Source organism: Pedobacter sp. P26, from assembly GCF_050632135.1.
Classification (GTDB): domain Bacteria; phylum Bacteroidota; class Bacteroidia; order Sphingobacteriales; family Sphingobacteriaceae; genus Pedobacter.
The window spans coordinates 2,188,390-2,210,460 of the sequence record NZ_CP192574.1; the positions used below are offsets into that span (position 1 = coordinate 2,188,390).

The 22,071-nt window shown below is 38.0% G+C and carries 22 protein-coding genes and 1 pseudogene; 14 read left to right on the top strand and 9 right to left on the bottom strand.

What is annotated here, in order from left to right; translation table 11 throughout:
- Positions 1-318: 318 nt before the first annotated feature.
- From ACQ86H_RS10045 to ACQ86H_RS10080, 8 genes are all read left to right on the top strand, one after another.
- Positions 319-1,407: a Glu/Leu/Phe/Val family dehydrogenase gene (locus tag ACQ86H_RS10045; RefSeq protein WP_431294732.1), complete on the top strand. Its 1,089-nt coding sequence runs from the start codon at positions 319-321 to the stop codon at positions 1,405-1,407.
- Positions 1,408-1,457: 50 nt separating this feature from the next.
- Complete coding sequence (nusB, locus tag ACQ86H_RS10050) at positions 1,458-2,408, top strand: transcription antitermination factor NusB (RefSeq protein ID WP_138822024.1); 951 nt, start codon at positions 1,458-1,460, stop codon at positions 2,406-2,408.
- A gap of 2 nt (positions 2,409-2,410) precedes the next feature.
- Positions 2,411-2,869 (top strand): DUF1573 domain-containing protein, encoded by a 459-nt coding sequence (locus ACQ86H_RS10055; RefSeq protein ID WP_431294733.1) that lies wholly within the window; start codon positions 2,411-2,413, stop codon positions 2,867-2,869.
- 66 nt (positions 2,870-2,935) lie between these two features.
- Complete coding sequence (yajC, locus tag ACQ86H_RS10060; RefSeq protein ID WP_138822022.1) at positions 2,936-3,259, top strand: preprotein translocase subunit YajC; 324 nt, start codon at positions 2,936-2,938, stop codon at positions 3,257-3,259.
- Positions 3,260-3,381: 122 nt separating this feature from the next.
- Positions 3,382-4,329 carry a CdaR family protein gene (locus tag ACQ86H_RS10065; RefSeq protein WP_431294734.1) on the top strand — a complete coding sequence of 316 codons (948 nt, stop codon included), beginning with the start codon at positions 3,382-3,384 and terminating at the stop codon, positions 4,327-4,329.
- On the top strand, positions 4,329-4,946 hold the full coding sequence (coaE, locus tag ACQ86H_RS10070) for a dephospho-CoA kinase (RefSeq protein WP_138822021.1): 618 nt from the start codon (positions 4,329-4,331) through the stop codon (positions 4,944-4,946). Before ACQ86H_RS10065 ends, coaE begins: the two co-directional genes overlap by 1 nt.
- A 43-nt stretch (positions 4,947-4,989) precedes the next feature.
- The gene (locus ACQ86H_RS10075; protein WP_431294735.1) at positions 4,990-5,934 is read left to right on the top strand and encodes an exonuclease; all 945 of its coding nucleotides are present in this window, start codon (positions 4,990-4,992) and stop codon (positions 5,932-5,934) included.
- 128 nt (positions 5,935-6,062) lie between these two features.
- Positions 6,063-6,209 (top strand): DUF5522 domain-containing protein, encoded by a 147-nt coding sequence (locus ACQ86H_RS10080; RefSeq protein WP_165902772.1) that lies wholly within the window; start codon positions 6,063-6,065, stop codon positions 6,207-6,209.
- Positions 6,210-6,264: 55 nt separating this feature from the next.
- Here the strand turns inward: ACQ86H_RS10080 and ACQ86H_RS10085 are convergent, their stop codons facing one another.
- From ACQ86H_RS10085 to ACQ86H_RS10105, 5 genes are all read right to left on the bottom strand, one after another.
- Positions 6,265-6,870: a Uma2 family endonuclease gene (locus ACQ86H_RS10085; protein ID WP_431294736.1), complete on the bottom strand. Its 606-nt coding sequence runs from the start codon at positions 6,868-6,870 to the stop codon at positions 6,265-6,267.
- A 144-nt stretch (positions 6,871-7,014) separates the two neighbouring features.
- Positions 7,015-7,608, bottom strand: a complete 594-nt coding sequence (locus ACQ86H_RS10090; protein WP_431294737.1) for a Uma2 family endonuclease — start codon at positions 7,606-7,608, stop codon at positions 7,015-7,017.
- A gap of 171 nt (positions 7,609-7,779) precedes the next feature.
- Positions 7,780-8,496: a ZIP family metal transporter gene (locus ACQ86H_RS10095; RefSeq protein WP_431294738.1), complete on the bottom strand. Its 717-nt coding sequence runs from the start codon at positions 8,494-8,496 to the stop codon at positions 7,780-7,782.
- A gap of 3 nt (positions 8,497-8,499) precedes the next feature.
- Positions 8,500-8,877: a phosphatase PAP2 family protein gene (locus ACQ86H_RS10100; RefSeq protein WP_431294739.1), complete on the bottom strand. Its 378-nt coding sequence runs from the start codon at positions 8,875-8,877 to the stop codon at positions 8,500-8,502.
- Between the two features lie 181 nt (positions 8,878-9,058).
- Positions 9,059-9,790, bottom strand: coding sequence for a class I SAM-dependent methyltransferase (locus ACQ86H_RS10105; protein ID WP_431294740.1), 732 nt, complete (start codon positions 9,788-9,790; stop codon positions 9,059-9,061).
- 373 nt (positions 9,791-10,163) lie between these two features.
- Between ACQ86H_RS10105 and glmM the strand changes: the two are divergent.
- A pseudogene (gene glmM / locus ACQ86H_RS10110) lies at positions 10,164-11,550 on the top strand (phosphoglucosamine mutase).
- Between the two features lie 132 nt (positions 11,551-11,682).
- A complete protein-coding gene (locus ACQ86H_RS10115; RefSeq protein ID WP_431294741.1) occupies positions 11,683-12,831 on the top strand; it encodes a cysteine desulfurase family protein in 1,149 nt (382 codons plus the stop codon).
- A gap of 101 nt (positions 12,832-12,932) precedes the next feature.
- Here the strand turns inward: ACQ86H_RS10115 and ACQ86H_RS10120 are convergent, their stop codons facing one another.
- Positions 12,933-13,214, bottom strand: coding sequence for a hypothetical protein (locus ACQ86H_RS10120; protein WP_431294742.1), 282 nt, complete (start codon positions 13,212-13,214; stop codon positions 12,933-12,935).
- Positions 13,215-13,978: 764 nt separating this feature from the next.
- On the opposite strand from ACQ86H_RS10120, the gene ACQ86H_RS10125 reads away from it, so the two are divergent.
- From ACQ86H_RS10125 to ACQ86H_RS10140, 4 genes are all read left to right on the top strand, one after another.
- The gene (locus tag ACQ86H_RS10125) at positions 13,979-14,182 is read left to right on the top strand and encodes a hypothetical protein (protein ID WP_025143865.1); all 204 of its coding nucleotides are present in this window, start codon (positions 13,979-13,981) and stop codon (positions 14,180-14,182) included.
- Between the two features lie 74 nt (positions 14,183-14,256).
- Complete coding sequence (locus tag ACQ86H_RS10130; protein WP_431294743.1) at positions 14,257-15,156, top strand: MBL fold metallo-hydrolase; 900 nt, start codon at positions 14,257-14,259, stop codon at positions 15,154-15,156.
- A gap of 303 nt (positions 15,157-15,459) precedes the next feature.
- Positions 15,460-16,779 carry a cytochrome ubiquinol oxidase subunit I gene (locus tag ACQ86H_RS10135; RefSeq protein ID WP_431294744.1) on the top strand — a complete coding sequence of 440 codons (1,320 nt, stop codon included), beginning with the start codon at positions 15,460-15,462 and terminating at the stop codon, positions 16,777-16,779.
- Positions 16,780-16,885: 106 nt separating this feature from the next.
- Positions 16,886-17,890 (top strand): cytochrome d ubiquinol oxidase subunit II, encoded by a 1,005-nt coding sequence (locus ACQ86H_RS10140; RefSeq protein WP_431294745.1) that lies wholly within the window; start codon positions 16,886-16,888, stop codon positions 17,888-17,890.
- A gap of 266 nt (positions 17,891-18,156) precedes the next feature.
- On the opposite strand, the gene ACQ86H_RS10145 is transcribed toward ACQ86H_RS10140, so the two are convergent.
- From ACQ86H_RS10145 to accD, 3 genes are all read right to left on the bottom strand, one after another.
- Positions 18,157-19,704: a M20/M25/M40 family metallo-hydrolase gene (locus ACQ86H_RS10145; protein ID WP_431294746.1), complete on the bottom strand. Its 1,548-nt coding sequence runs from the start codon at positions 19,702-19,704 to the stop codon at positions 18,157-18,159.
- 746 nt (positions 19,705-20,450) lie between these two features.
- The gene (locus ACQ86H_RS10150) at positions 20,451-20,915 is read right to left on the bottom strand and encodes a YciI family protein (protein WP_431294747.1); all 465 of its coding nucleotides are present in this window, start codon (positions 20,913-20,915) and stop codon (positions 20,451-20,453) included.
- Positions 20,916-21,221: 306 nt separating this feature from the next.
- On the bottom strand, positions 21,222-22,067 hold the full coding sequence (gene accD, locus ACQ86H_RS10155; protein WP_121286775.1) for an acetyl-CoA carboxylase, carboxyltransferase subunit beta: 846 nt from the start codon (positions 22,065-22,067) through the stop codon (positions 21,222-21,224).
- Between the last annotated feature and the right edge of the window lie 4 nt (positions 22,068-22,071).

Here is a 22,071-nt window from a genome sequence, read left to right on the forward strand (position 1 = left end):
GCAAGGTTCGGTGCTTTTTGGCCATACCGGCCCTGCTATCGCTTCAAGTCCTCGCTACGCTGTGGGCTTTCCGCTATATCAGGTTTATTTAACATAAGCCTGTGATTCTTAAGATCAGATAGAGTATATTTTCTACAAAGAAGATTATATCAATTAATAAGGGCCCAAGACCTTGGTTATATCCAAAATAATAATTTTATCAAACTAATAACTTTGTTTATTTAATCCCGTCCGAATTAATTTTGTTATAGTTTCGTTAAATAGATGTAATAATGGTTTTTTATTTTAATTTTGCAGCAGGTTAGCCGAACGTTCAATATGCCAGCAAATTCTCCGTCAGATTCATCAATTTTAGATCAGTTAAGTGTCTATGGACACAAGAAATTGGTTTTTTGTAATGATCCAGATACAGGTTTAAAAGCAATTATTGCTATACACGATACCACATTGGGTCCTGCTTTAGGCGGGACGCGCATGTGGAGTTATAGCACCGAAGGCGAAGCATTAGAAGATGCGCTGCGATTATCGCGCGGAATGACTTACAAAGCAGCGATAACCGGATTAAATCTGGGCGGTGGAAAAGGCGTAATTATAGGCGATTCCAGAAAAGACAAAACAGAAACTTTAATGCGTAGCTATGGCAGGTTTATTAAAAATCTAAATGGCGAATTTATTACCGCAGAAGAAATGGGTACCAATACACGCGATATGGAATATATCCGTATGGAAACCAATTATGTTACCGGTGTTCCTGAGTCAATAGGCGGTGCGGGTAATCCGGCTCCTTTTACTGCTCAAGGTGTTTATTTAGGCATTAAAGCCAGTGTTAAAGAGGTATTCGGTACAGATATGCTTGCAGGGAGAACCATTGTAGTACAAGGTATCGGAAATGTTGGTGAGCACCTGGTTGCCCTGTTAAGAAAAGAAAACGCCGAAGTTTTGATCAGCGATATTAATCAGGAACAATTAACTTATGTTGCCCGTAAATATAAAGCGAAACCGATCGAAGCCGATAAGATTTTTACAACTGATGCCGATGTTTATGCCCCGTGTGCAATGGGTGCTACAGTTAACAACAAAACCATCGAAAAAATGAAATTTGCAATTATTGCAGGGTCAGCAAACAACCAGTTAAAAGATGAGGTTTCAGATAGCGAATTGCTTTTGAAGAAAGGGATTTTATTCGCACCTGATTACCTGATTAATGCAGGCGGATTAATTTCCTGCTATTCGGAGTTAACTGGTTTTGGTAAAAAACGTACTGTACAGCTTACAGATAATATTTACGATGCTACACGCAGTGTAATTAAATTAAGTAAAACCGAAAATATATCAACAAATATTGCTGCCAATCGCATTGCCGAGAAACGTATTGCAGATATTAAAAAAATTAAATCGTCATATTAAATCATAATTATTAAAACAGGTTTTAAAAAACCACACTCGTTCTTACATTCATGTTAAACAGAAGGCACTTAAGAATCAAAGCTTTGCAAAATATTTTTGCATGGCACATGGCAGACAAAAAAGACATTAAAGGTGATTTAAAAACTTTAATGCAGAGCATCGATAGCGTGTACGAAATGTACATCTGGATGTTATCTTTAATGGTAGAAGTTACCGAATTTACTGCTAACGACGCCGCGGAGCGCGCAAATAAGTTTATTAAAACAGCAGAGGATATTAATCCTAACATGAAATTGCTAAACAATAAGTTTAGCGTTTTAATGCAGCAAAATCCAGAGTATGTTTCTGCAATTAAAAAATACAAGGTTGATTGGGGTTTCGACCCGGAAATCCGTAAAACCGTTTACAATTCTTTAAAAGCATCAAAAGAATATGCCGATTATCTTGCCGATCCGAACGAAAGTTTAGAGTCATCAAAAGATATCATAAAATACATTTTCCGTAAAATCATCTTAAAAAATCAGGCCATTATTCAGGTTTTCGAAGAGAAATTTATCAACTGGCAGGTAGATCACGAAGTGATGAAAGGTATGGTTGCCAAAACCTTGAAAAACTTTACATCCGAAGATCCTTTCAAAAATAAGTTGACCGAAATTAGTGCCGATTGGGTTGAAGACAGCAAATTTGTTCAGGATCTTTTTGTACATACTTTGCAGAACGATGCAAAATATCAGGAAATGATTGCCGATAGAACTAAAAACTGGGAATCAGAACGTATTGCATTAATGGATACAATTTTGATGAAAATGGCCATTTGCGAGCTCCTAAATTTCCCATCTATTCCGGTTAAAGTAACCATTAACGAATATTTAGAGTTATCAAAAGATTACAGTACACCGAAGAGTAATTCGTTTATTAACGGTATTTTAGACAAAATTTTAGGTGATCTTAAGAAAAATAATACCATTAAAAAGATTGGCCGCGGATTAATCGAAGATTAAAAATGAAAAGAACATTTATTCTGGCTATTGCTGCACTTTCATTTGTAGCATGTCGTAATGCAAATAATCAAACCAGCGAAACTTCTTCAACTGTTTCAGTTGGCAACGATACGTCAAAAACGGCTAAAGTTGCTCCGGCAGATGCACCTGTTATCGTTTTCGAACGCGATATTTTCGATTTTGGTAAAATAACACAAGGTGAAAAAGTTAAGCACGATTTCAAATTTAAAAATACAGGTAAAAGTCCACTCATCGTTTCAAATGCAACGGCAACTTGTGGCTGTACTATTCCGCAGGTACCAGGCGAACCTATTTTGCCAGGTAAAGAAGGTATAATTAGTGTAGTTTTCAATAGCGAAGGCAAAATGGGTATGCAAGATAAGGTAGTAACCGTAACATCAAATGCAAACCCAACGGTAATCACTGTTCATTTGATAGGAGAGGTACTTGCTAAAAAATAAATTGGTTCAATTGTTTATGGCATCATCCATAAGGATCAAAATTCATAAAAAACAAAAAAAATAAAAATGACATCAACAGTAATTTTACAGGCAGCAGGAGGATTTGATCCAAGACAATTAATCATGTTTGGAGCGATTGCACTGGTATTCTACTTTTTTATGATCCGTCCTCAGCTTAAAAAAGCTAAAGACCATAAAAAGTTAATCAGTGAACTGAAAAAAGGTGATAAAATTGTAACTACAGCAGGTATTCACGGCCGTATTGCCGACATGAATGAGACAACTTTTTTGATCGAGGTAGAAGGTGGTGTAAAAATCCGTTTCGATAAATCGGCAGTTTCTTTAGATGCAACAAAAGCAACAGTAACTCCTGCTGCATCTAAAGCTTAATTAAAAATAATTAAAATTTGAGCAGTCCCGAAAACTTTCGGGACTGTTTTTGTTTTACTACATTTGATTTAAATGCATTTTGAATAGTGTTTTTCCAGCTTACAGCTAATATGTAATTTATTATGCCCTTCATCAGGTTAACGAAGATTGAAAAAAGACGTGTATTTAGCTTATTGGCCTGCTTGTTGCTGGCCATAGCTGCATGGCTTTTTATGGCATTAAATAACAAGTATGTTTATGTAGCCAAAACCGTTTTGGTTTTTAAAAATGCACCTACTAAAAGGGCATTTTATCCCTTGCAATCAGATACGATAGATTTACAGGTAGAAGGAACAGGATGGCAGCTACTGTTCGCCCGTTTAAGGATCAGTCCGCCTTCAGTTTCTGTTAGTCTGAGTCAGCTGAATACCAAAGATTTTATCATTTTCTCCGATCAGCTTTTTAATATCAACAGGCAGTTAGAAAGTACACAAAAAGTAATTTCAGTTAAGCCTGATACCCTTTATTTCGATTTTACTAAACGTGTAGTGAAAAAAGTTCCAGTAAAACTGATTGATAAACTAAGTTTCGAAAAACAATATGGCATTTCTAGCGAAATTATTCTTAACCCAAAATATGTTAAGGTGGCTGGCCCGCCGGAAGAACTTTCAAAAATAAAATTTTGGCCAACCGATACGCTAAAGCAAGATAAAATACAGAGCAGCAGCACAACAAGGGTAGCTTTACAGCACAGTATCCACAAAAATGTTAGCATCTATCCATCCTCTGTAGAGGTTAAAGTTCCTGTAGACGAATTTACTGAAAAAACCATTGAGGTACCTTTAAAAATTATCAATAATCGAAGCTATAACAGCATTAAACTTTATCCTAAAAAAGTTAAAGTTACCTTTTTAGTAGCTTTGAGCAATTATGATCAGGTTGATGAAAGTTTTATAACCGCAACTATTGATGTTGATGAATGGCAAAATTTAGGACATCGCCGCTTTACGGTCAAGATAACCGAATTTCCGGATTATTGCAAACTGGTGAGCGTAAGCCCTTCCAAAATAGATTTTATTGTAGAAAAATAATGTATAAAGTAGGTATAACAGGTGGTATAGGCAGTGGTAAAACAACGGCTTGCAAGGTGTTTGAAGTATTGGGAATCCCTGTTTTTTATGCCGATACCGTGGCTAAAGAAATCATGACTCAGGATACTTTATTAATAGAAGGTGTTAAAGCTGCTTTTGGTAATGAAAGCTATTTTGAAGATGGAAAACTAAACAATAAACACATTGCAGGCATTGTATTTAATAATGAGCAGGCACTCGCACAATTGAATGCTTTGGTACATCCGGCCGTTTTCAGGGCTTTTGATGCCTGGGAATCAACAATTCCTTCAACAGTACCTTATACCCTAAAAGAAGCAGCAATACTGTTCGAAAGCGGTTCTTATAAACTTTGCAATACCACAATTTTGGTTACCGCCCCTTACGAAGTTAAATTAAAACGTTTAATACAGCGTGATGGGGTTAATGAAGAGCAAGTGAAGGCCCGCATGGATAAACAGCTTAGCGATGAAGAAAAGGCAAAAATGGCCGGTCATTTTATTGTTAACGATGAGCAACAGTCTATCATTGAGCAGGTTTTAGCTTTACACCAGGAATTTCTGAAGTCAGCCAAAGAATTTAAGAATACCAGGGCTTAATTAACTTAAATCATTCATCCTTAAATTCTATTCACCTTTATAAATGATTTTAGAAGACTTCATTGCTATTACGCCAACGGGTTTATACTGTGCTTACGGCGATTTTTACCTAGATCCACAACAACCGGTAAATGAAGCGGTGATTTCACATGCACATGGTGATCATGCCATTGGTGGAAGCCAGCATGTTTACTGTACGGCTGCTACTGCAACTTTTATGAAACACCGTTACCGCAAATTTGCCGCGGTTGATTTTTTTACCAAAAGTTATCATGAATCCTTCAAAATAAAAGAAGTTACCGTTACTTTTTATTCTGCCGGACATATTTTGGGTTCTGCACAGGTTTTAATGGAATATAAGGGTGTAAAGTATCTTTATACTGGTGATTATAAGATTGAACCGGACAATACCTGTGAGCCTTTTGAATTTGTAGAAGCAGACGTTTTAATTACAGAAAGTACATTCGCTAATCCGGAAACCAAACACCCATCTCCCATAAACGAAATTAAAAAGCTGAATGAAACCAGTGCGAATATTATGCTTGGGTCTTACGCATTGGGCAAAAGCCAGCGGATAATACAATTGCTCAACGAGCATTGCCCCACGAAAAATGTTATGGTTCACCACAGTATTATGCCTTTTGTTAAAATCTATGAAGACTATGGCATAAAAGTAGGGAATTACAAAATGTACGATAGAAAGGTGATGAAAAATAATCAGGAACATCAGGTTTATATTGTGCCGCCGATGGTTTTTCACAGTTACCATAAGGCAATTAATGTAGTACGTGCCTTTGCCTCCGGATGGAAAAACTTGCAGCAACAAAACGGGATTTCACTTTATATTTCTGATCATGCCGATTGGGATGCAATTTTAGAAACCATAGAAAAAGTTAAGCCAAAACAGGTATGGACGCTGCACGGAGATGGAAAACAGCTTAAAGATTATTTTAAAAATAAACTGGAAGTCAAAATACTTAATGGTTAAAAAATGATTGAATGATAGAGTTAGAGGCTAATTGAATGTGGCGATAAAGAAAAACGGTTAAAAACATTCCCTCATTTAATATTCAATCATTATAATTCACTCATTCAAGATGCTGTCATTCAATAATTATGTTAAAAGAAGGCGAAGATTTTTACTTTAACGAAGATGGACTGATGGTTTTTACTGAAGCCTACCATTTAAAACGCGGTTATTGCTGTAAAAATAAGTGCAAACATTGCCCTTGGGCTTATGGAAAGAAGAAAGAAAAGAAGTAGTGCGGTAGGTAGTTGGCAATTTTTAGGTTACATTTCTCAATTTTTGTCTACAAACTCATTTATCCTTATTAAAGAGAACGTGATCATAAATATCGCTTAAAGCCACATCAAATCCCATCGATATTAGGCTCAGGGTATCAGAAATCTCCTTGTGCTCGTTAAGTTTCCAGTTATTTTCCTCATCGATATAAAAGGCCTGAACCCAAACCGATTCTGAATCGATCATGATGTATTCTTTTAGCGAAGGAATATCTTTATAAAGGTTAAATTTTTTGCCTCTATCATAGTTTTTTGTCGAAGGCGAAAGGATCTCGATGATTACTGTTGGTAAAATTGAGGTGTCTTCATCAATATCAATATGTTTTATATCGTTACAGTAAATAGAGATATCCGGATAGGTGAATAAGCTATTCTCCGGAATGTTCATCCGCTTATCACTTCCAAAAATGTGACATGACTTTCCTTTTAACTGACCTCCAATTGCTAAAAAAACATTAGAAAAAAGCCAGTTATGATTATCTCCAGCCCCCGACATCGCAAAAATCTCACCTTGGTAATATTCATGTTTAACTGTCGCTTCTTTTTCCATCTCCAGATATTCTTCAATGGTATAATGCCTTTTTTGATAGGCCACAACAGGTTCATTTACAATCTCGTCCATATACGAATTTACAGATGTTTTTTTGAAAAGGTTAAATATATAAACGATTAAACGTTTAAAACGGGTATAGTGTTAACTGGTTGTTTAACAAGTGTTTGTATTTTATGTCTGCAATTAAAATAAATAAGGTTAAAATCTCCGATTTCAAAAAGTAACATAATAGTAAATATCGCTTAGCGCTAAGTCAAATCCCATCGATATTAGGCTCAGGGTATCAGAAATCTTCTTATGCTCGTTAAGTTTCCAGTTATTTTCATCATCAATATAAAAGGCCTGAACCCAAACCGATTCGGAATCGATCATGATGTATTCTTTTAACGAAGGAATATCTTTATAGAGGTTAAATTTTTTGCCCTGATCATAATTTTTGGTTGAAGGAGAAAGAATTTCGATGATTACAGTTGGTGAAATGGAAGTATCATCATCAAATTTGCTATGTATTAAACCATTGCAATATATGGATATGTCAGGGTAAGTAAATAACGTATTCTCGGGAATGTTCATCCGCTTATCACTTCCATAAGGTCTACACGGCTTGCCTTTAAGTTTGTTGCCTATTTCTCCAAAAACATTGCTGAAAATCTCATTGTGGTTATCGCCAGCACCAGACATAGTAAATATCTCTCCCTGGAAATATTCGTGTTTTTCTGTTGATACCTTTTCCATCTCCAGGTATTCTTCAACAGTGTAGTACCTTTTTTGATAGGCTACAACAGGTTCATTTACAATCTCATCCATATACGAATTTACAGATGTTTTTTTGAAAAGTTTAAATATATAAACGATTAAACGTTTAAAACGGCTAGCGAGTTAATTGTTTGAAATGGTTAATTGACGAATTGCTTAGTTGGTAAACTGTCAACTGAAAACTGGCAATTACCTACTGCCAACTGAAAACTGCCAACTGAACTAGTGTCCGGCAAAGAAACCGATCAATGCTACACCAATGCCTAATAAAACGGCAATCATTTTGCGGGTATTGATTTTGTGATCGGCACTCGATTCAAATAGGATGGTCGTTGATATATGTAAGAAAATACCGATAACAATACCCATAATCTTATTAAAGTAGGCATCTAAACCGCCAATGGTGCCGTTGCTTAAGCCAACGCTTACATAAAAACCAAGTGGCGCCATAATGGCAAATACAATCAGGTAAAATACAATGCTGCCTTTCTTATAATGGTTTTGCATTAATATACTCGCCAATGCAAACGCTGCAGGTATATGGTGTAGCGAAATCCCAAAAATCAATTCATTATGCTGTTCTTTTGCCAGGGGCATCCCTTCTAAAAAGGCATGTAAACATAAACTGATCATAATCCCAAATGGGAAAACATGCCCGTCATGATGTTTGTGGATATGCCCATGCTCGACACCCTCTGAGAACTGCTCCAAGAAGATCTGTAATAAAAAACCAATCAGGATGAAAATACCAATTTGCCATTTGTCGGGGCCGCTGTAAGCGTCAGGAATTAAATGTAAAACCGTAATGGCAAATAAATAAGCCCCACTGAAAGATAAAATCAGTTTCAGTAGTTTAGATTTATCGCTCTTTACTAAAAATATAGCGGTTCCGCCCAAAAAGGCACAGAAAAAAAGTACGCAGAGTTTCCAGATTTCCATAGGTTAAAAATCAGGTTGTAATTTTTTAAATATTCTCGAACAGATAAAGCCAATTGTTATCCCCAGCAAAGCACCGGTTGTTACATCTACAGGATAATGCACACCAACGTATACCTGTGCAAAACTGATGATAAACGCCCAGAATATGCCAATAGGTAAAATGGGTTTCCATCTGCTGTAGAAGAGGCAGATTAAAAAAACAGCGATAGCAAAATGATTGGTAGCATGCGCTGAAGGAAAACTTAATCCACTTCCACAGGGTACACGGTGGATGATGTCATTCGCCAAACTTAAATCATTGCAGGGTCTCACACGCGATACCCATGGTTTTACAACCCTCGAGGCAATTAAATCGCCCATAGCGAAGGTGAACAGCACCATACCAATGATATAATAACCTTGTTTTTTATATTGCCTGATGCAAAAAACAACAATAAAAAGGTAAAGTGGCGACCAAAAAAACGGTTGCGCATTAAAGGCATCAGCCAGTCAAAAAAGCCGTTTGAAAGTCCGCGGTGGATTTTCAAAAACAATTCTACGTCAAATTGCTGTATGCTTTCTATCATGCTTTTTTACAGATTAAAATTAAGCGGTCAGAAGTGGAATGATCAAAATCATCTAAACTATAGTTTCCAAAGGTTTTTTCTATACGCATTCCTGCTTTGGTAAGCATACCTTCGAAATCTCCGAAGTTAAACGCCTGCACCCGTTCTTCGAAATTATATACCTTATGTTGGTCTTCAAAATTTATCTTTTTGATAATTTTTCCATCAACAACATTTTTGGTGATGTTAAAGGTAATGCCATCGAGCGATTTTACTTCACACGAATTTAAGTTGCGTATAATTTTTTCAGTGTTAAAATAATCCAGCACCAAAATACCATCGGCAGTTAAACATTTGCGAAAAGTTTTAAGCGCATTTACGTGGTCTTTTTCTGTATCAAAATAACCGAAACTGGTAAAAAGGTTTAAAGCCACATCAAAATAATTGATGTAAAAAAGCCTCCGCATATCGTGAACAAGGAAGTGTAATTTACCGTTTTCGAATTGTTTTGCGTACTTAATGCTTTGTTCTGATAAATCTATTCCCGTAACATCAAAACCTTTTTTGTTCAGGTAAATGGAGTGACGGCCTTTTCCACAGGCAATATCAAGCATTTTCGCTTCGGCTTTTGGATGAAGGTAATCCGTGAGTTTATCAATGAAGAATTCGGCTTCAGCATCATTTCGTTGTTGGTAAAGAATATGATAATATGGCGAATTGAACCAATATTGAAACCACTTGCGCTGCATATAAAAGCCGTTTGTATCTTAAAAAGATGCAAATATAAGGTTTTACAATCGCTAGTAAAGTTAGAATATACTTTTATGCAATAAAGTTGCATAAATATGAGGTGCTGATTTATTTATTGAATGTAATCAACTTATAATCCATGGCTATGGATTTGTCTGTAAACCTTATTTAAGACCCTGAAAATATTCACTATAAAAATTCAATTGAACATTAAAATCAAACACACGTTTGTTTTCTTCGCCTGGCCCAGTTCTATAATATTGATCGTACATGTAGATATAAAAACAATGTAAATTAACTTTCACAGGTAGGTTTAAATAACGGCTATCTTGTTTTTTTTGTTATTTTTGAGCCTCAAATAAATTATAAAAAGTGACTTTAATAAAATCGATTTCAGGAATACGCGGAACCATAGGCGGAAGGGCTGGCGACGGCTTAACCCCATTTGATATTGTGAAATTTACTGCTGCCTTTGGTAGCTGGGTGGTGCAAAAAACAGGCAATAAAAGAATAGTGTTAGGTCGCGATGCGCGTATTTCGGGTGAAATGGTGAATAACCTGGTTATTGGAACGCTACAAGGTCTGGGTATTGAGGTAATCGATTTAGGCTTATCTACTACGCCAACTGTAGAAATAGCCGTACCTGATGAAAAAGCAGGAGGTGGAATTATTTTAACCGCAAGTCATAACCCAAAGCAGTGGAATGCCTTAAAATTATTAAACGCCAGCGGAGAATTTATTAGCGATGCAGATGGCAAGGAAGTTTTAGATTTAGCCGAAAGTGCTGATTTTGACTTCGCTGAGGTAGATAAACTTGGAAAAGTAATTAAAAACGATACTTATCTTCAAAAACACATCGATAAAGTTTTAGCCTTACCATTGGTTGAGGTTGAGGCGATTAAAAAAGCTGATTTTTAAAATAGTAATCGATTGTGTAAATTCAACCGGCGGTATTTTTATTCCTGCTTTATTAAGGGCTTTAGGCGTGAGCAGGGTGGTAGAATTATATTGTAAACCAGACGGCTATTTTCCACACAATCCTGAACCCCTTCCTGAAAATTTAACTGAAATATCGAAGGAGGTTCAGAAACAGAACGCAGATTTAGGGATTGTCGTAGATCCCGATGTTGACCGTTTATGTTTTGTAAACGAAGATGGCAGCATGTTTGGCGAAGAATATACCTTAGTTGCTGTTGCCGATTATGTGTTGAAAAATACACCTGGAAACACGGTTTCTAATCTTTCATCAACCCGGGCTTTACGCGATGTGACCGAAAGGGCAGGTTCAGAATACAATGCATCAGCAGTAGGTGAGGTAAACGTAGTCAATAAAATGAAGGCCACGAATGCCATTATCGGTGGTGAAGGAAATGGTGGAATTATCTATCCTGAATCGCACTATGGTAGAGATGCTTTGGTAGGTATTGCTTTATTTTTAACACATTTGGCTAAGTTTGGTAAATCTATTTCGGTGCTTCGGGCAAGCTACCCTCAATACTATATCTCTAAAAATAAGATTACCCTTACACCAGAAATGGATATCGATAATTTATTGAAGCAGGTAGAAGAGAAATATAAAAATCAGCCCTACAGCACAATTGATGGTTTGAAGATAGAATTTGATAAAACCTGGGTACATTTGCGCCGCTCTAATACGGAACCGATCATCAGGATTTACAGTGAGGCAGAAAATGAAACCATTGCTGAGAATTTGGCTAACAAAATTATTTCTGACATCAAAGAAATATTACACCTTTAAGCTTTAAAGCATTTTAGGATTAAGCATACCTGTTCAGGGTTTAATAAAACGATTAAACCCTGAACATTTAAAAACAGAGTTTGCCTTTAACAAAGCATCTTTGCAACACATAACTTTTAAATATTCATAGAAATGAAAAGGGTCTATTTAGATAATGCGGCCACAACGCCTTTAGATGCGGCAGTAATCGCAGAAATGACAAACGTGATGGAAAATTACTTTGGTAATCCATCTGCCATTCATGCACTTGGCCGTGAGGTGAGAACACTCGTAGAGAAAGCCCGTAAAACCGTTTCTGGACTGTTAAATGCATCTCCATCTGAGATATTTTTTACTTCCGGAGGCACGGAGGCCGATAATACAGCTATACGTTGCGGAATTTCAGCCTATGGCATTAAACATGCCATCACTTCAAAAATAGAACACCATGCGGTTGAGCATACGTTAAATACCATGCTTAAAAATGGTGAGATCGATAAATTAAGTTTCGTTAATATTGATGAAAAAGGAAATATCGATTATAACCATTTAGAAGAACTGCTTCAAAATAACGAGCGCACTTTCGTTTCATTGATGCACGCCAATAACGAATTGGGTACATTAACCGATATGGTTAAAGTGGGCGATATCTGTGAGAAATATAATGCCATTTACCATGCCGATACCGTGCAAACTATGGGCCATTATCCACATAATGTGCGCGAACTTAAAGCACATTTTATAGTTTGCGCAGCGCATAAGCTCCACGGACCTAAAGGTGTTGGCTTTTTATACGTAAACAGCAATATTAAAATTCCGCCAATGATTTACGGCGGAGCACAGGAACGCAACATGCGTGGCGGTACTGAAAATGTATATGGTATTGTGGGTTTAGCTAAAGCCTTAGAAATTGCTTATGCTGAGATGGCAGAGCACCAAACCTATATTCAGAGCCTAAAAGATTATCTAAAAACACAGTTAATTGCCGAAATTCCAGGTATTGGCTTTAATGGCGAAACAGATGCCGATAAAAGTCTTTATACGGTACTAAATGTTTCTTTTCCTGAAATGGACATGGCCGATATGTTATTGTTCAATTTGGATATCAATGGTATCTGCGCTTCGGGCGGTAGTGCCTGTTCGTCAGGTTCAAACATTGGCTCGCATGTGTTAAATGGTATTAATGCCGATCCAAACCGTCCTTCTGTACGCTTTTCATTTAGCAAATACACTACAAAGGAAGAGTTAGATTACGTAATCGAAAAAGTTAAAATGGTAGTAAAGCAAAATGCTTTAGCTTAAAATATCATTAACCAAATAGGAGCGTCCCGGTGAAAATCGGGACTTTTTTTGTGGGCAAAAAAACAGCTGATTTTTTTGGAAAGCAAACGCGGCATTTCATTTTAATGTTCGTCCTGCTTTTCGCTCATACGCCTGCAGGCCTTAAGCACTTTGCCGGTATCCGCTTCAATCAGGTTTAGCTCCATTAAGCTGGTGCTGCTATTTAAGGCTGGATGATGCAAAAGACGAAATTCATTTTTATAAACAAATTCTCTGCGCCCTGCAACCCCAGATAGTATTGCTGGCTGTGCCAATAAACCTGATCGGAACGAACATGGAGCATAGCGGAGTAAAGTAAAGAGCAGGACTGTATCTTCCCAGGTACTACTGCAACTGATTTCCAAAAAATGCCCTTTAGATTTTAGCGCAATAACATTTAACTCCCAAAAAAATTTGCAAAAATCAAAAATTAAGCTTAAATTTAATTAAACATAAGGCAATCCACGCCATTTTAATGTAGTTCCAGAACGAAACCTTATCAAACACCCATGGTATAAGGTTAAGCAAATTTAAAAAAGCTTTTATTAAGTATTAAAATTGTTAACCCTGAAAACCTACCAGGTTTTCAATAATCTATATCGTCATGGAAACTAACCGCAACACTCAAAATCTTGAAAACGCAAAACAGGAAGAAAAATTAAACGAAGAAAGGAAACACATTTACAAATTTATTTTCAATCCGTTTTCTTTCGAATCTTCAAACCATTTTAATAAAATTCATAAAAGGAGGTTTCATTCTTTCGGATCTATCCATGAGTTGGGGAAATTGCCTGGGGCAATGTTGTAAAATCTTAACAGGAGACGTCGTAATTGGTAGCGAAGTTCCATCCGCATCGTCATTTTCGAGCGGACCCGATAGCTAGCTATCGGGTGCAACGTAGCCGAGAACCCGAAGGCTCTGCGAAGCAAAATCTGCTTGACAGATCTCTCAATTTCACAGTTTCAGTTGAGATGGCCATCGTTATTATTAGAATCTATGAAACTCAACTGTTTGATTGGTGGCTCACTAACCATAAGATTTTTCTTTTACTAAACCCATTCCAAAAACAACTATTAAAAACAATCTTATTTTTAGGTTGTTCCTATAGTATATCAATTTACAATTACTATGGAAACGAATAAAGAAAAAGGTAAAGTTGTTGAGAACGATTTACTGGATAAAACCGCAGAAGATATTAAAGAAGATAGAACTTTAGATGAAAATAAATCATCGAAAGTAACGACCAATCTGTTTAACAAAGATAAAGACCGTAAGAATAATTCATTTGGTCCGGGGCATGAGCCAGGTACCACACCAGGTTCGGGTATATAATTTGTTATTTCAGGATCTAAATCATTAAATTTAAACCACAGCATTTGCTGTGGTTTTTTTAGCTTAATCCCAAAATGGAAAGAAGAAATTTTATCAAAAATTCGGCATTAGCCATGACCCTGCTTTCGATTTATAAAACAGATGTTTTTGCGCAGCAAGATCTGTTCCGTGCTTATAATTTTAAGGCGCTCCGTAACGATGTGGGGATATTTACCGAGCAGGGTGGTACAATCGGCTGGTTAAATTCGAGCAATAGTTTTGTGGTGGTAGATGCACAGTTCCCAACTACGGCACCGCATTTAATCGATGAGTTGAAAAAACTGGGCGAAAAACCATTCAAATATTTGATCAACACGCATCACCATGGCGATCATACCGCAGGGAATATTTCTTTTAAAGGATTGGCCGAAAAGGTAGTTGCGCACCAAAATTCATTGGTAAACCAGAAAAGAGGCGCAGAGAAAGCAAATAATTTAGATAAACAGCTTTTGCCCGATACCACTTTTGGGACAAAATGGAGTGCGAAAGTGGGCAACGAAAATATAAAAGCTTATTATTACGGTTCAGGGCATACCAATGGCGATGCCGTTTACCATTTCGAAAATGCCAATATCGTACATGTAGGCGATTTGGTGTTCAACCGTAAATTTCCATATATTGATAGAGAAAATGGTGCACACATCGGCAACTGGATCACTGCTTTAGACAAGATCCAGAACCAGTTTGATAATGATACCTTATTTATCTGGGGACATAGCCTTGATCCGGAAAAAGTAACCGGAAATAAAACCGATGTTAAAGCTTATCAAAATTACCTTCAAAGCCTCTTAACTTTTGTGGGCGGCGAAATTAAAGCAGGTAAAAGCAAAGAAGATATTTTAAAAACGACTACAATCCCAAATGCACCCGAATGGAAGGGAGAAGGTATTGAAAGAAGCCTAACCGCTGCTTATGATGAATTGAAGGGAGCTTAATCTCATATTCCATAAGAAAAGTCGTCATCTCGACTGAAGCGCAGCGGAATGGAGAGATCTGTCTTGACAGATTTTACTTCGCAGAGCCTTCGGGTTCTCGACTGCGTTGCACTTCGCTCGAAATGACGATATCCTTCTGTGCTCATCTGTGGCTAAAAATTTATCGTTCTTCAATACAGCCCTCCAAATCTATTTTCAATTTATAAACGTTCTATATTTCAAATAATCCTTTCGACGTTATTGAATTACCATAGGCTTTAATCATTAACAACTATATTTGTTACCATTCAAAATCTACAGCCCATGGATGATTTTATAGCAGCCCGTTCCCAAATGGCCTTATCATTAGGCTTTCACATTATTTTTTCCTGTATCGGCATGGTAATGCCTTTCTTTATGGCCGTATCGCATTATAAATGGCTTAAAACCAACGATGAGGTGTACAAAAACCTCACAAAAGCCTGGAGTAAAGGGGTAGCCATATTTTTCGCTACAGGTGCGGTATCAGGTACCATGTTATCGTTCGAATTGGGTTTACTTTGGCCAAAATTTATGGATCATGCCGGCCCCATCTTCGGAATGCCTTTTTCATTGGAAGGAACTGCCTTTTTTATTGAAGCGATTGCCCTTGGTTTTTTTCTTTACGGTTGGAATAAATTGAATAAGTGGTTCCACTGGTTTACAGGAATGGTAGTAGGGGTAAGCGGACTGGCCTCAGGGATATTGGTGGTTGCTGCCAATGCCTGGATGAACAGTCCGGCGGGTTTTGATTTTGTAAACGGAAAATACCTCAACATCGATCCTATACAGGCCATGTTTAATAAAGCTTGGTTTAGCCAGGCTTTGCACATGTGTTTGGCCGCATTTACCGCAACGGGTTTTGCTGTGGCTGGTGTACATGCTTTAATGATCTTACGAAACAGAAATGCATATTTTCATTTAAAAGCCTTTAAAATAGCGGCCGTATTTGCATGCATTGCTGCTTTATTACAGCCATTAAGTGGCGATATCTCTGCAAAAGACGTAGCCAAACGTCAGCCTGCAAAGCTAGCTGCTATGGAAGCGTTGTACAAAACCGAGAAACCTGCTCCGCTTTTGATCGGTGGTATCGTAAACGAGAAAGATAAAACGGTAAAAGGTGCGATCAAAATTCCAGGCGCTTTAAGTTTTTTAGCACATGGCGATTTTAAAGCCGAAGTTAAGGGCCTGGATCAGATCCCGGAAAATGAACATCCACCCGTCGCTATAACCCATTACGCTTTCCAGATGATGGTGGGCATTGGTACCTTACTGCTTTTGTTAGCCTTAACCTATTTCTTTATCCTTTTTAAAAAGAAACCTTTAACCGAAAATCGTTGGCTACTAAAGCTGTTCGTTTTCGCTATTCCGCTTGGTTATCTCGCTTTAGAGGCTGGTTGGGTGGTTACTGAGGTTGGTAGGCAGCCATGGATTATTTATGGCATTATGCGTACTAAAGATGCGGTTACGCCTATGCCGGGTATTGCTTACTCATTTTACATCTTTTCGGCAATTTATGTGTCGCTAAGCATTATCGTAACGTTTTTACTTTACCGACAGATTAAAATGGTACCTGTGCTCTATAACAAATCTGAAACGAATTAATTAACCACAATAAAAAGGATGAACACGGATAAAAATTTTGATGTATGTTGCTTAACTTCTTTGAAATCTGTCTTCATCTGTATAAATCTGTGGAAAAAAATAAATTATGAAAGATGTGGTAATTACATTTTTATGCATGGCCATTCTGCTCTACTTTTTATTGGGTGGGGCTGATTTTGGCGCAGGGATTATCGAGTTGTTTACTTCAACAAAAAACAGAAGTAAAACCCGTAAGACCATGTACCAGGCCATTGGTCCGGTTTGGGAAGCCAATCACATGTGGTTGATTATTGCTATTGTGATCCTTTTTGTGGGTTTCCCTTTTATTTATACCACCATGTCGGTTTACCTGCATATTCCTTTGGCCATTATGCTCATCGGGATCATTGCCCGTGGTACTGCCTTTGTATTCCGCCATTATGATGCCGTAAAGGACGATATGCAGTGGCTGTACAACCGCATTTTCAGGTATTCGAGTTTTGTTACCGCTTTATTCTTAGGCATCATTGCCGGAAGCTTAATTTCAGGCCATATCGATACGCAGGCTAACGATTTTTATACGGCCTATATATCGGGCTGGTTAAATTGGTTTTCAATCGCTGTAGGCTTCTTTACGGTGGCGCTTTGCGGTTTTCTGGCAGCGATCTATCTTATTGGTGAAACGGATGAATATCATGATAAACGCCGTTTTATTAAAAAAGCCGAATTTATGAATATCGCTGCGGTAGTTTTTGGTGCCATGGTATTTATTGCCGCACAACGCGATAAAATTCCATTGATCGATTGGGTTTTCAAGAGTAATGTGGGCTTATCGGCCATTGTTCTGGCGAGTTTATCGCTTATTTTATTATGGTATCTGTTGATTAAAGGCAAAACCAAGATTTTACGCGTTTTAGCAGGCTTCCAGGTAACGATGATTCTTCTGGCTATTAGTTATGCCCATTTCCCTAATTTTATCCGTTTAAAAAGCGGAGATGCAATCTCGCTGTTGGAAACAGCCGGACCAGAAAAAACCATTTACAGTTTGGGCTTAGCCCTTTTATTGGGTAGTGTATTGATTTTACCTTTTTTAGGGTATCTGTTTTACAAGTTTCAGAAGAAGGAAGAGTAATGCCGCTTGTTGTCATGCTGAGGCACGAAGCATCTGTTTCATAGATGGATATGCTTCTTGGCGTTCATCGCAGGATTTCAATAAAAAGCGTCGTCATCTCGACTGGAACGCAGTGTAATGGAGAGATCTACCTCAATAGATTTAGCTTCGCTGAGCACTCAGTGGTTCTCGACTGTGTTGCACTCCGCTCGAAATGACGATCCGAGGTGACAAAAAAGAGCACCTGTTTCCAAGTGCTCCTTTACAAATCGATTCAAAATTCTTACCTACAAACCACCTTTTCTGTTCGATTTCGTTTGTACTGGCCAGGTTGCTGGTTTGCCGGTACGCTCGTTTACAGGTAGATCTTTTGCTCTTTCGGTTGAGGTTTTTTCAGGATCTTCCGCGGCCATATAAACCATGATTGCAGCTAAAATGACGTTGCTTCTAATCTCGTCGAAAACCAACTTATCATAACTGTCGCGGTTGGTGTGCCAGGTATATGTTCCATAATCCCAACTGGTAGAACTTAACGAATAACCCAATGCTCCGGCAGCTACAAATGACGCGAAATCTGACCCACCTGCACCCGGTGTTCCCGGAAAACTGGTTTTGATCTGGTTTTTAATCGTATCCGGTACTGCGGCTAACCAGCGGGTGATATAATCCTTTGATTTAGCAAATCCTTGTCCGCCAATGTTAACTACACGACCTGTTCCGTTATCCTGGTTAAACAAGGCCTGAAGGTTGTTCACAATCTCCGGATGATCTTCTACAAAAGCCCTTGAACCATTTAAACCCTGTTCTTCACTCCCCCAATGGCCAACCAAAATAGTGCGTTTTGGATTAGGATAAATTTTCTTTAGAATGCGCATGGCTTCCATCATCAAAATTGTTCCTGAACCATTATCCGTAGCGCCGCTTGCGCCATCCCACGAATCGAAGTGTGCCGAAAGCATCACATATTCATTTGGCTTTTGTGTGCCTTTAATTTCAGCGATGGTATTAAAAGTAGGTACAGCACCTAATTTCTTCGAATCTGCCTCGATTTTAAGCTTAGGCTTGTCGCCATTTAAGGCCAAACGGTAAACTAAACCGTAATCTTCAACTGATAAATCCAAAGTTGGTACTTTTGTGGTGTTTGCGCCAAAAATTTTGTCTACACCAAAACCCTGCGACCAGTTATTGATTACCACAGCTACTGCACCTGCATTTTCTAAAGCTACGGGAAGTGTTTTCGCAGTTAGGCCTGTTTTAGCTAGACTTGCTGCCCAAGCTTTAGTAGCATCAGCTTTTTCTTTTTTAAACTTTTCGAAAAGGTCTTTTGTGGCAAATTCTTCCCAGTTTTTTTCTGGTCGGCCAGAAAGTTGGTTCATGGAAATTAAAACAATTTTACCTTTTACATTGGGTAACCACTTCTGAAAGGATACCGAATCGGTAATTTCGGGTAAGATAATCGCTTCTGCATTAATGGCTTTACCATTGGTTGATGGGCTCCAGGCCAATTGTGTACCTTCTAAAGTGCGTACCCGCGGACTTACCAGATCGATATGGGTAATGCCTCTTTCCCAGCCTGCCCATTCACCCCATTTTTCATTTTTGGCAGAGATGCCCCAACTATTGTATTTTTTAACTGCCCAATCGTTGGCCTGTTTCATCTGTGGCGAGCCAACCAAACGCGGACCAACAACATCTAAAAGTTCATGTGCAAGTTTCTCTAATTGAGAATTTTCGTTTACTTCTTTAACAATATTTTCAACTATTTTTTTGTCTTGTGCAAAAACACTCGCCGAAGCGCAAAGGAATAGTGCAGAAAATAGTAGTTTTTTATTCATAATTAGTTAGGGTTTATTATTTGATGCACTAATTTATGAAATGAGGAGTAGGATTAGGATATGTTAATGGAAATGTTGCAGGAATTGGTATCAGCAGCTCACTTTGGGGTCAGTTATTACCAACTGACAATAGCTGAATCTTAAATGATTAACAAAGCTAAAGAGGCTGTATCAAAAATATTTATGCTGGCCCACTAAGCAAATTATATTTTGAGACTTCGTGGTTCCCGCCTGCGCCCTATCGTTTAGACGCAATTAATTATAACATTCTTCTATCGTTCTATGCCGCGGGGAATGGTACTTTGGAGCGCCAAAGTACCCAAAGCGCTTTGTCAATCCAGCAATGAGCCTTTTGCGCAATCTCACGCGCATCAAAAAAACAGTGACACTTCGTTTTGTGTTCAATATTTTTTAAAATTAAATCATCGGTTATGAACACAAAACCACTGCGTTTCAGGCTTGTTAGTGCCATTTTTACTGTTGTGCACCTGTTTTTTTGATTTCCCCGGCTCTTGGGATTGACAGCGTCCTTAGTTAAAATCTGTGCTTTATTAAAGTTGGTTAGCAAAACGCCTAAAAAACCTTAAAAAAGATATGTCCACACGATAGGCTTGCGCGAGATCCTATAACTATCAGATGACGGGAAACGAAATAAAATTCTGACCTTAAAGCTAGATTTTACTTTTGAGACAACCACTCACTATCATAACTTCTCCGTGCCTTCAGTGCTTCCGTGGCAAACAAACCTAAAAAATACTCTTCTGGATCTTATCATGAAATGGCAAATATTCAGCTAGTGCTGCAGAGCCGTACCAATTGTATAATTCTGGTTCAAGTAATTTAGCTTTTATGGCAGGATCGCTATCCAATAATTGTTTTGCTTCCTCAATAGATTTAGTGTTTAAAACGAAAATGCCGCGATAATTTTTATCGTTTTTACCCATCGGACCAGCAACTACCAGTTTTTGAATCTCTACCATTTTACCCATGTTTGCCATGTGGCCTGCAAATAAACTGTCAGTTTTGGCTTTTGTTTCTATAGTGTTTGGCCCTGATTTGAGGATCACCAACACATACATCTTCATGCCGTAACTATCAGCGCCGAGTTTTTTAGCTAGGGCTTCATCATAAGGCACTTTGGTCTTTTTATCCTGGGCTTGTGTGGCGAACATAGCGGTAATCAGACAGGTTAATAGGAATAAATTTTTCATCTGAATTTATGGTTTGGTTAGTTTAAAAATAAGAAAAATTTGTGGTGTTTTTTATTCCCCTCCTTTGGAGGGGTGCCCGCAGGGAGGGGTAGTTTAATGCTTTGGGTGGGAGTACTCCTCAAAAGAACCACTGGCCCATGTAAACTAAACCTGATTGCCGCGGAAAGCCCGGAGTTTAGCGAGGACTTGAAGCAAAAAGCAGGACTGAATTAACCGATTTATTCAAGCCCTGCTTTTCTGGATATTATAAATTCATTTTTTGGCGCCTGCCTGGATCAACTAATAGCCAATAAACTATTGAACCAACTAATTGTTCATCATTTTGATAAAAGCGCCCAGTTTAGCTTTCATGGCTCTTCTGTCTACAATGAAATCAAGGAAACCATGCTCCAGAACAAATTCGGAAGTTTGGAAACCTTTCGGTAAATCTTTTTTAATGGTTTCTTTAATTACCCTGGGGCCTGCAAAACCGATCAAAGCGCCTGGTTCGGCAATGTTGATATCGCCAAGCATGGCATAAGAGGCCGTTACACCGCCCGTAGTTGGATCGGTTAATAAAGAGATGTATGGAACTTTAGCCTGACCTAGTAACGCGAGTTTAGCTGAAGTTTTAGCCATTTGCATTAATGAAAATGCAGCTTCCATCATTCGTGCACCACCTGATTTAGAAATCATCAAAAATGGAACTTTATGTTTGATACTGTAATCAATTGAACGTGCAATTTTTTCGCCCACAACCGAACCCATTGAACCACCGATGAAAGCGAAATCCATACAGGCAATAACGAGATCCTGACCTTCGATCTTACCAACTCCTGCCCGGATAGCATCTTTCAAGCCTGTTTTAGCCTGACTTTCCTTAATTCTATCGGTATAAGGTTTGTTATCGTTAAAGTTTAGAGGATCGCCTGATGTTAAGTTAGGGAACAGTTCTTTAAATTCGTTATTATCAAATAAAACCTCGAAATATTCTTTTGAGCCCACTCTCAGGTGGTAATTACAGTAATGACAAACGTATTTGTTTTCCTGAAGTTCTGCCTGATGTAGCGGTTTCTTACAATTTGGACATTTATTCCACAAACCATCTGGTGCTTCTTTTTTCTCTTCTGTTGTGGTAATGATACCTTTATTCTCTCTTTTAAACCAAGCCATATAA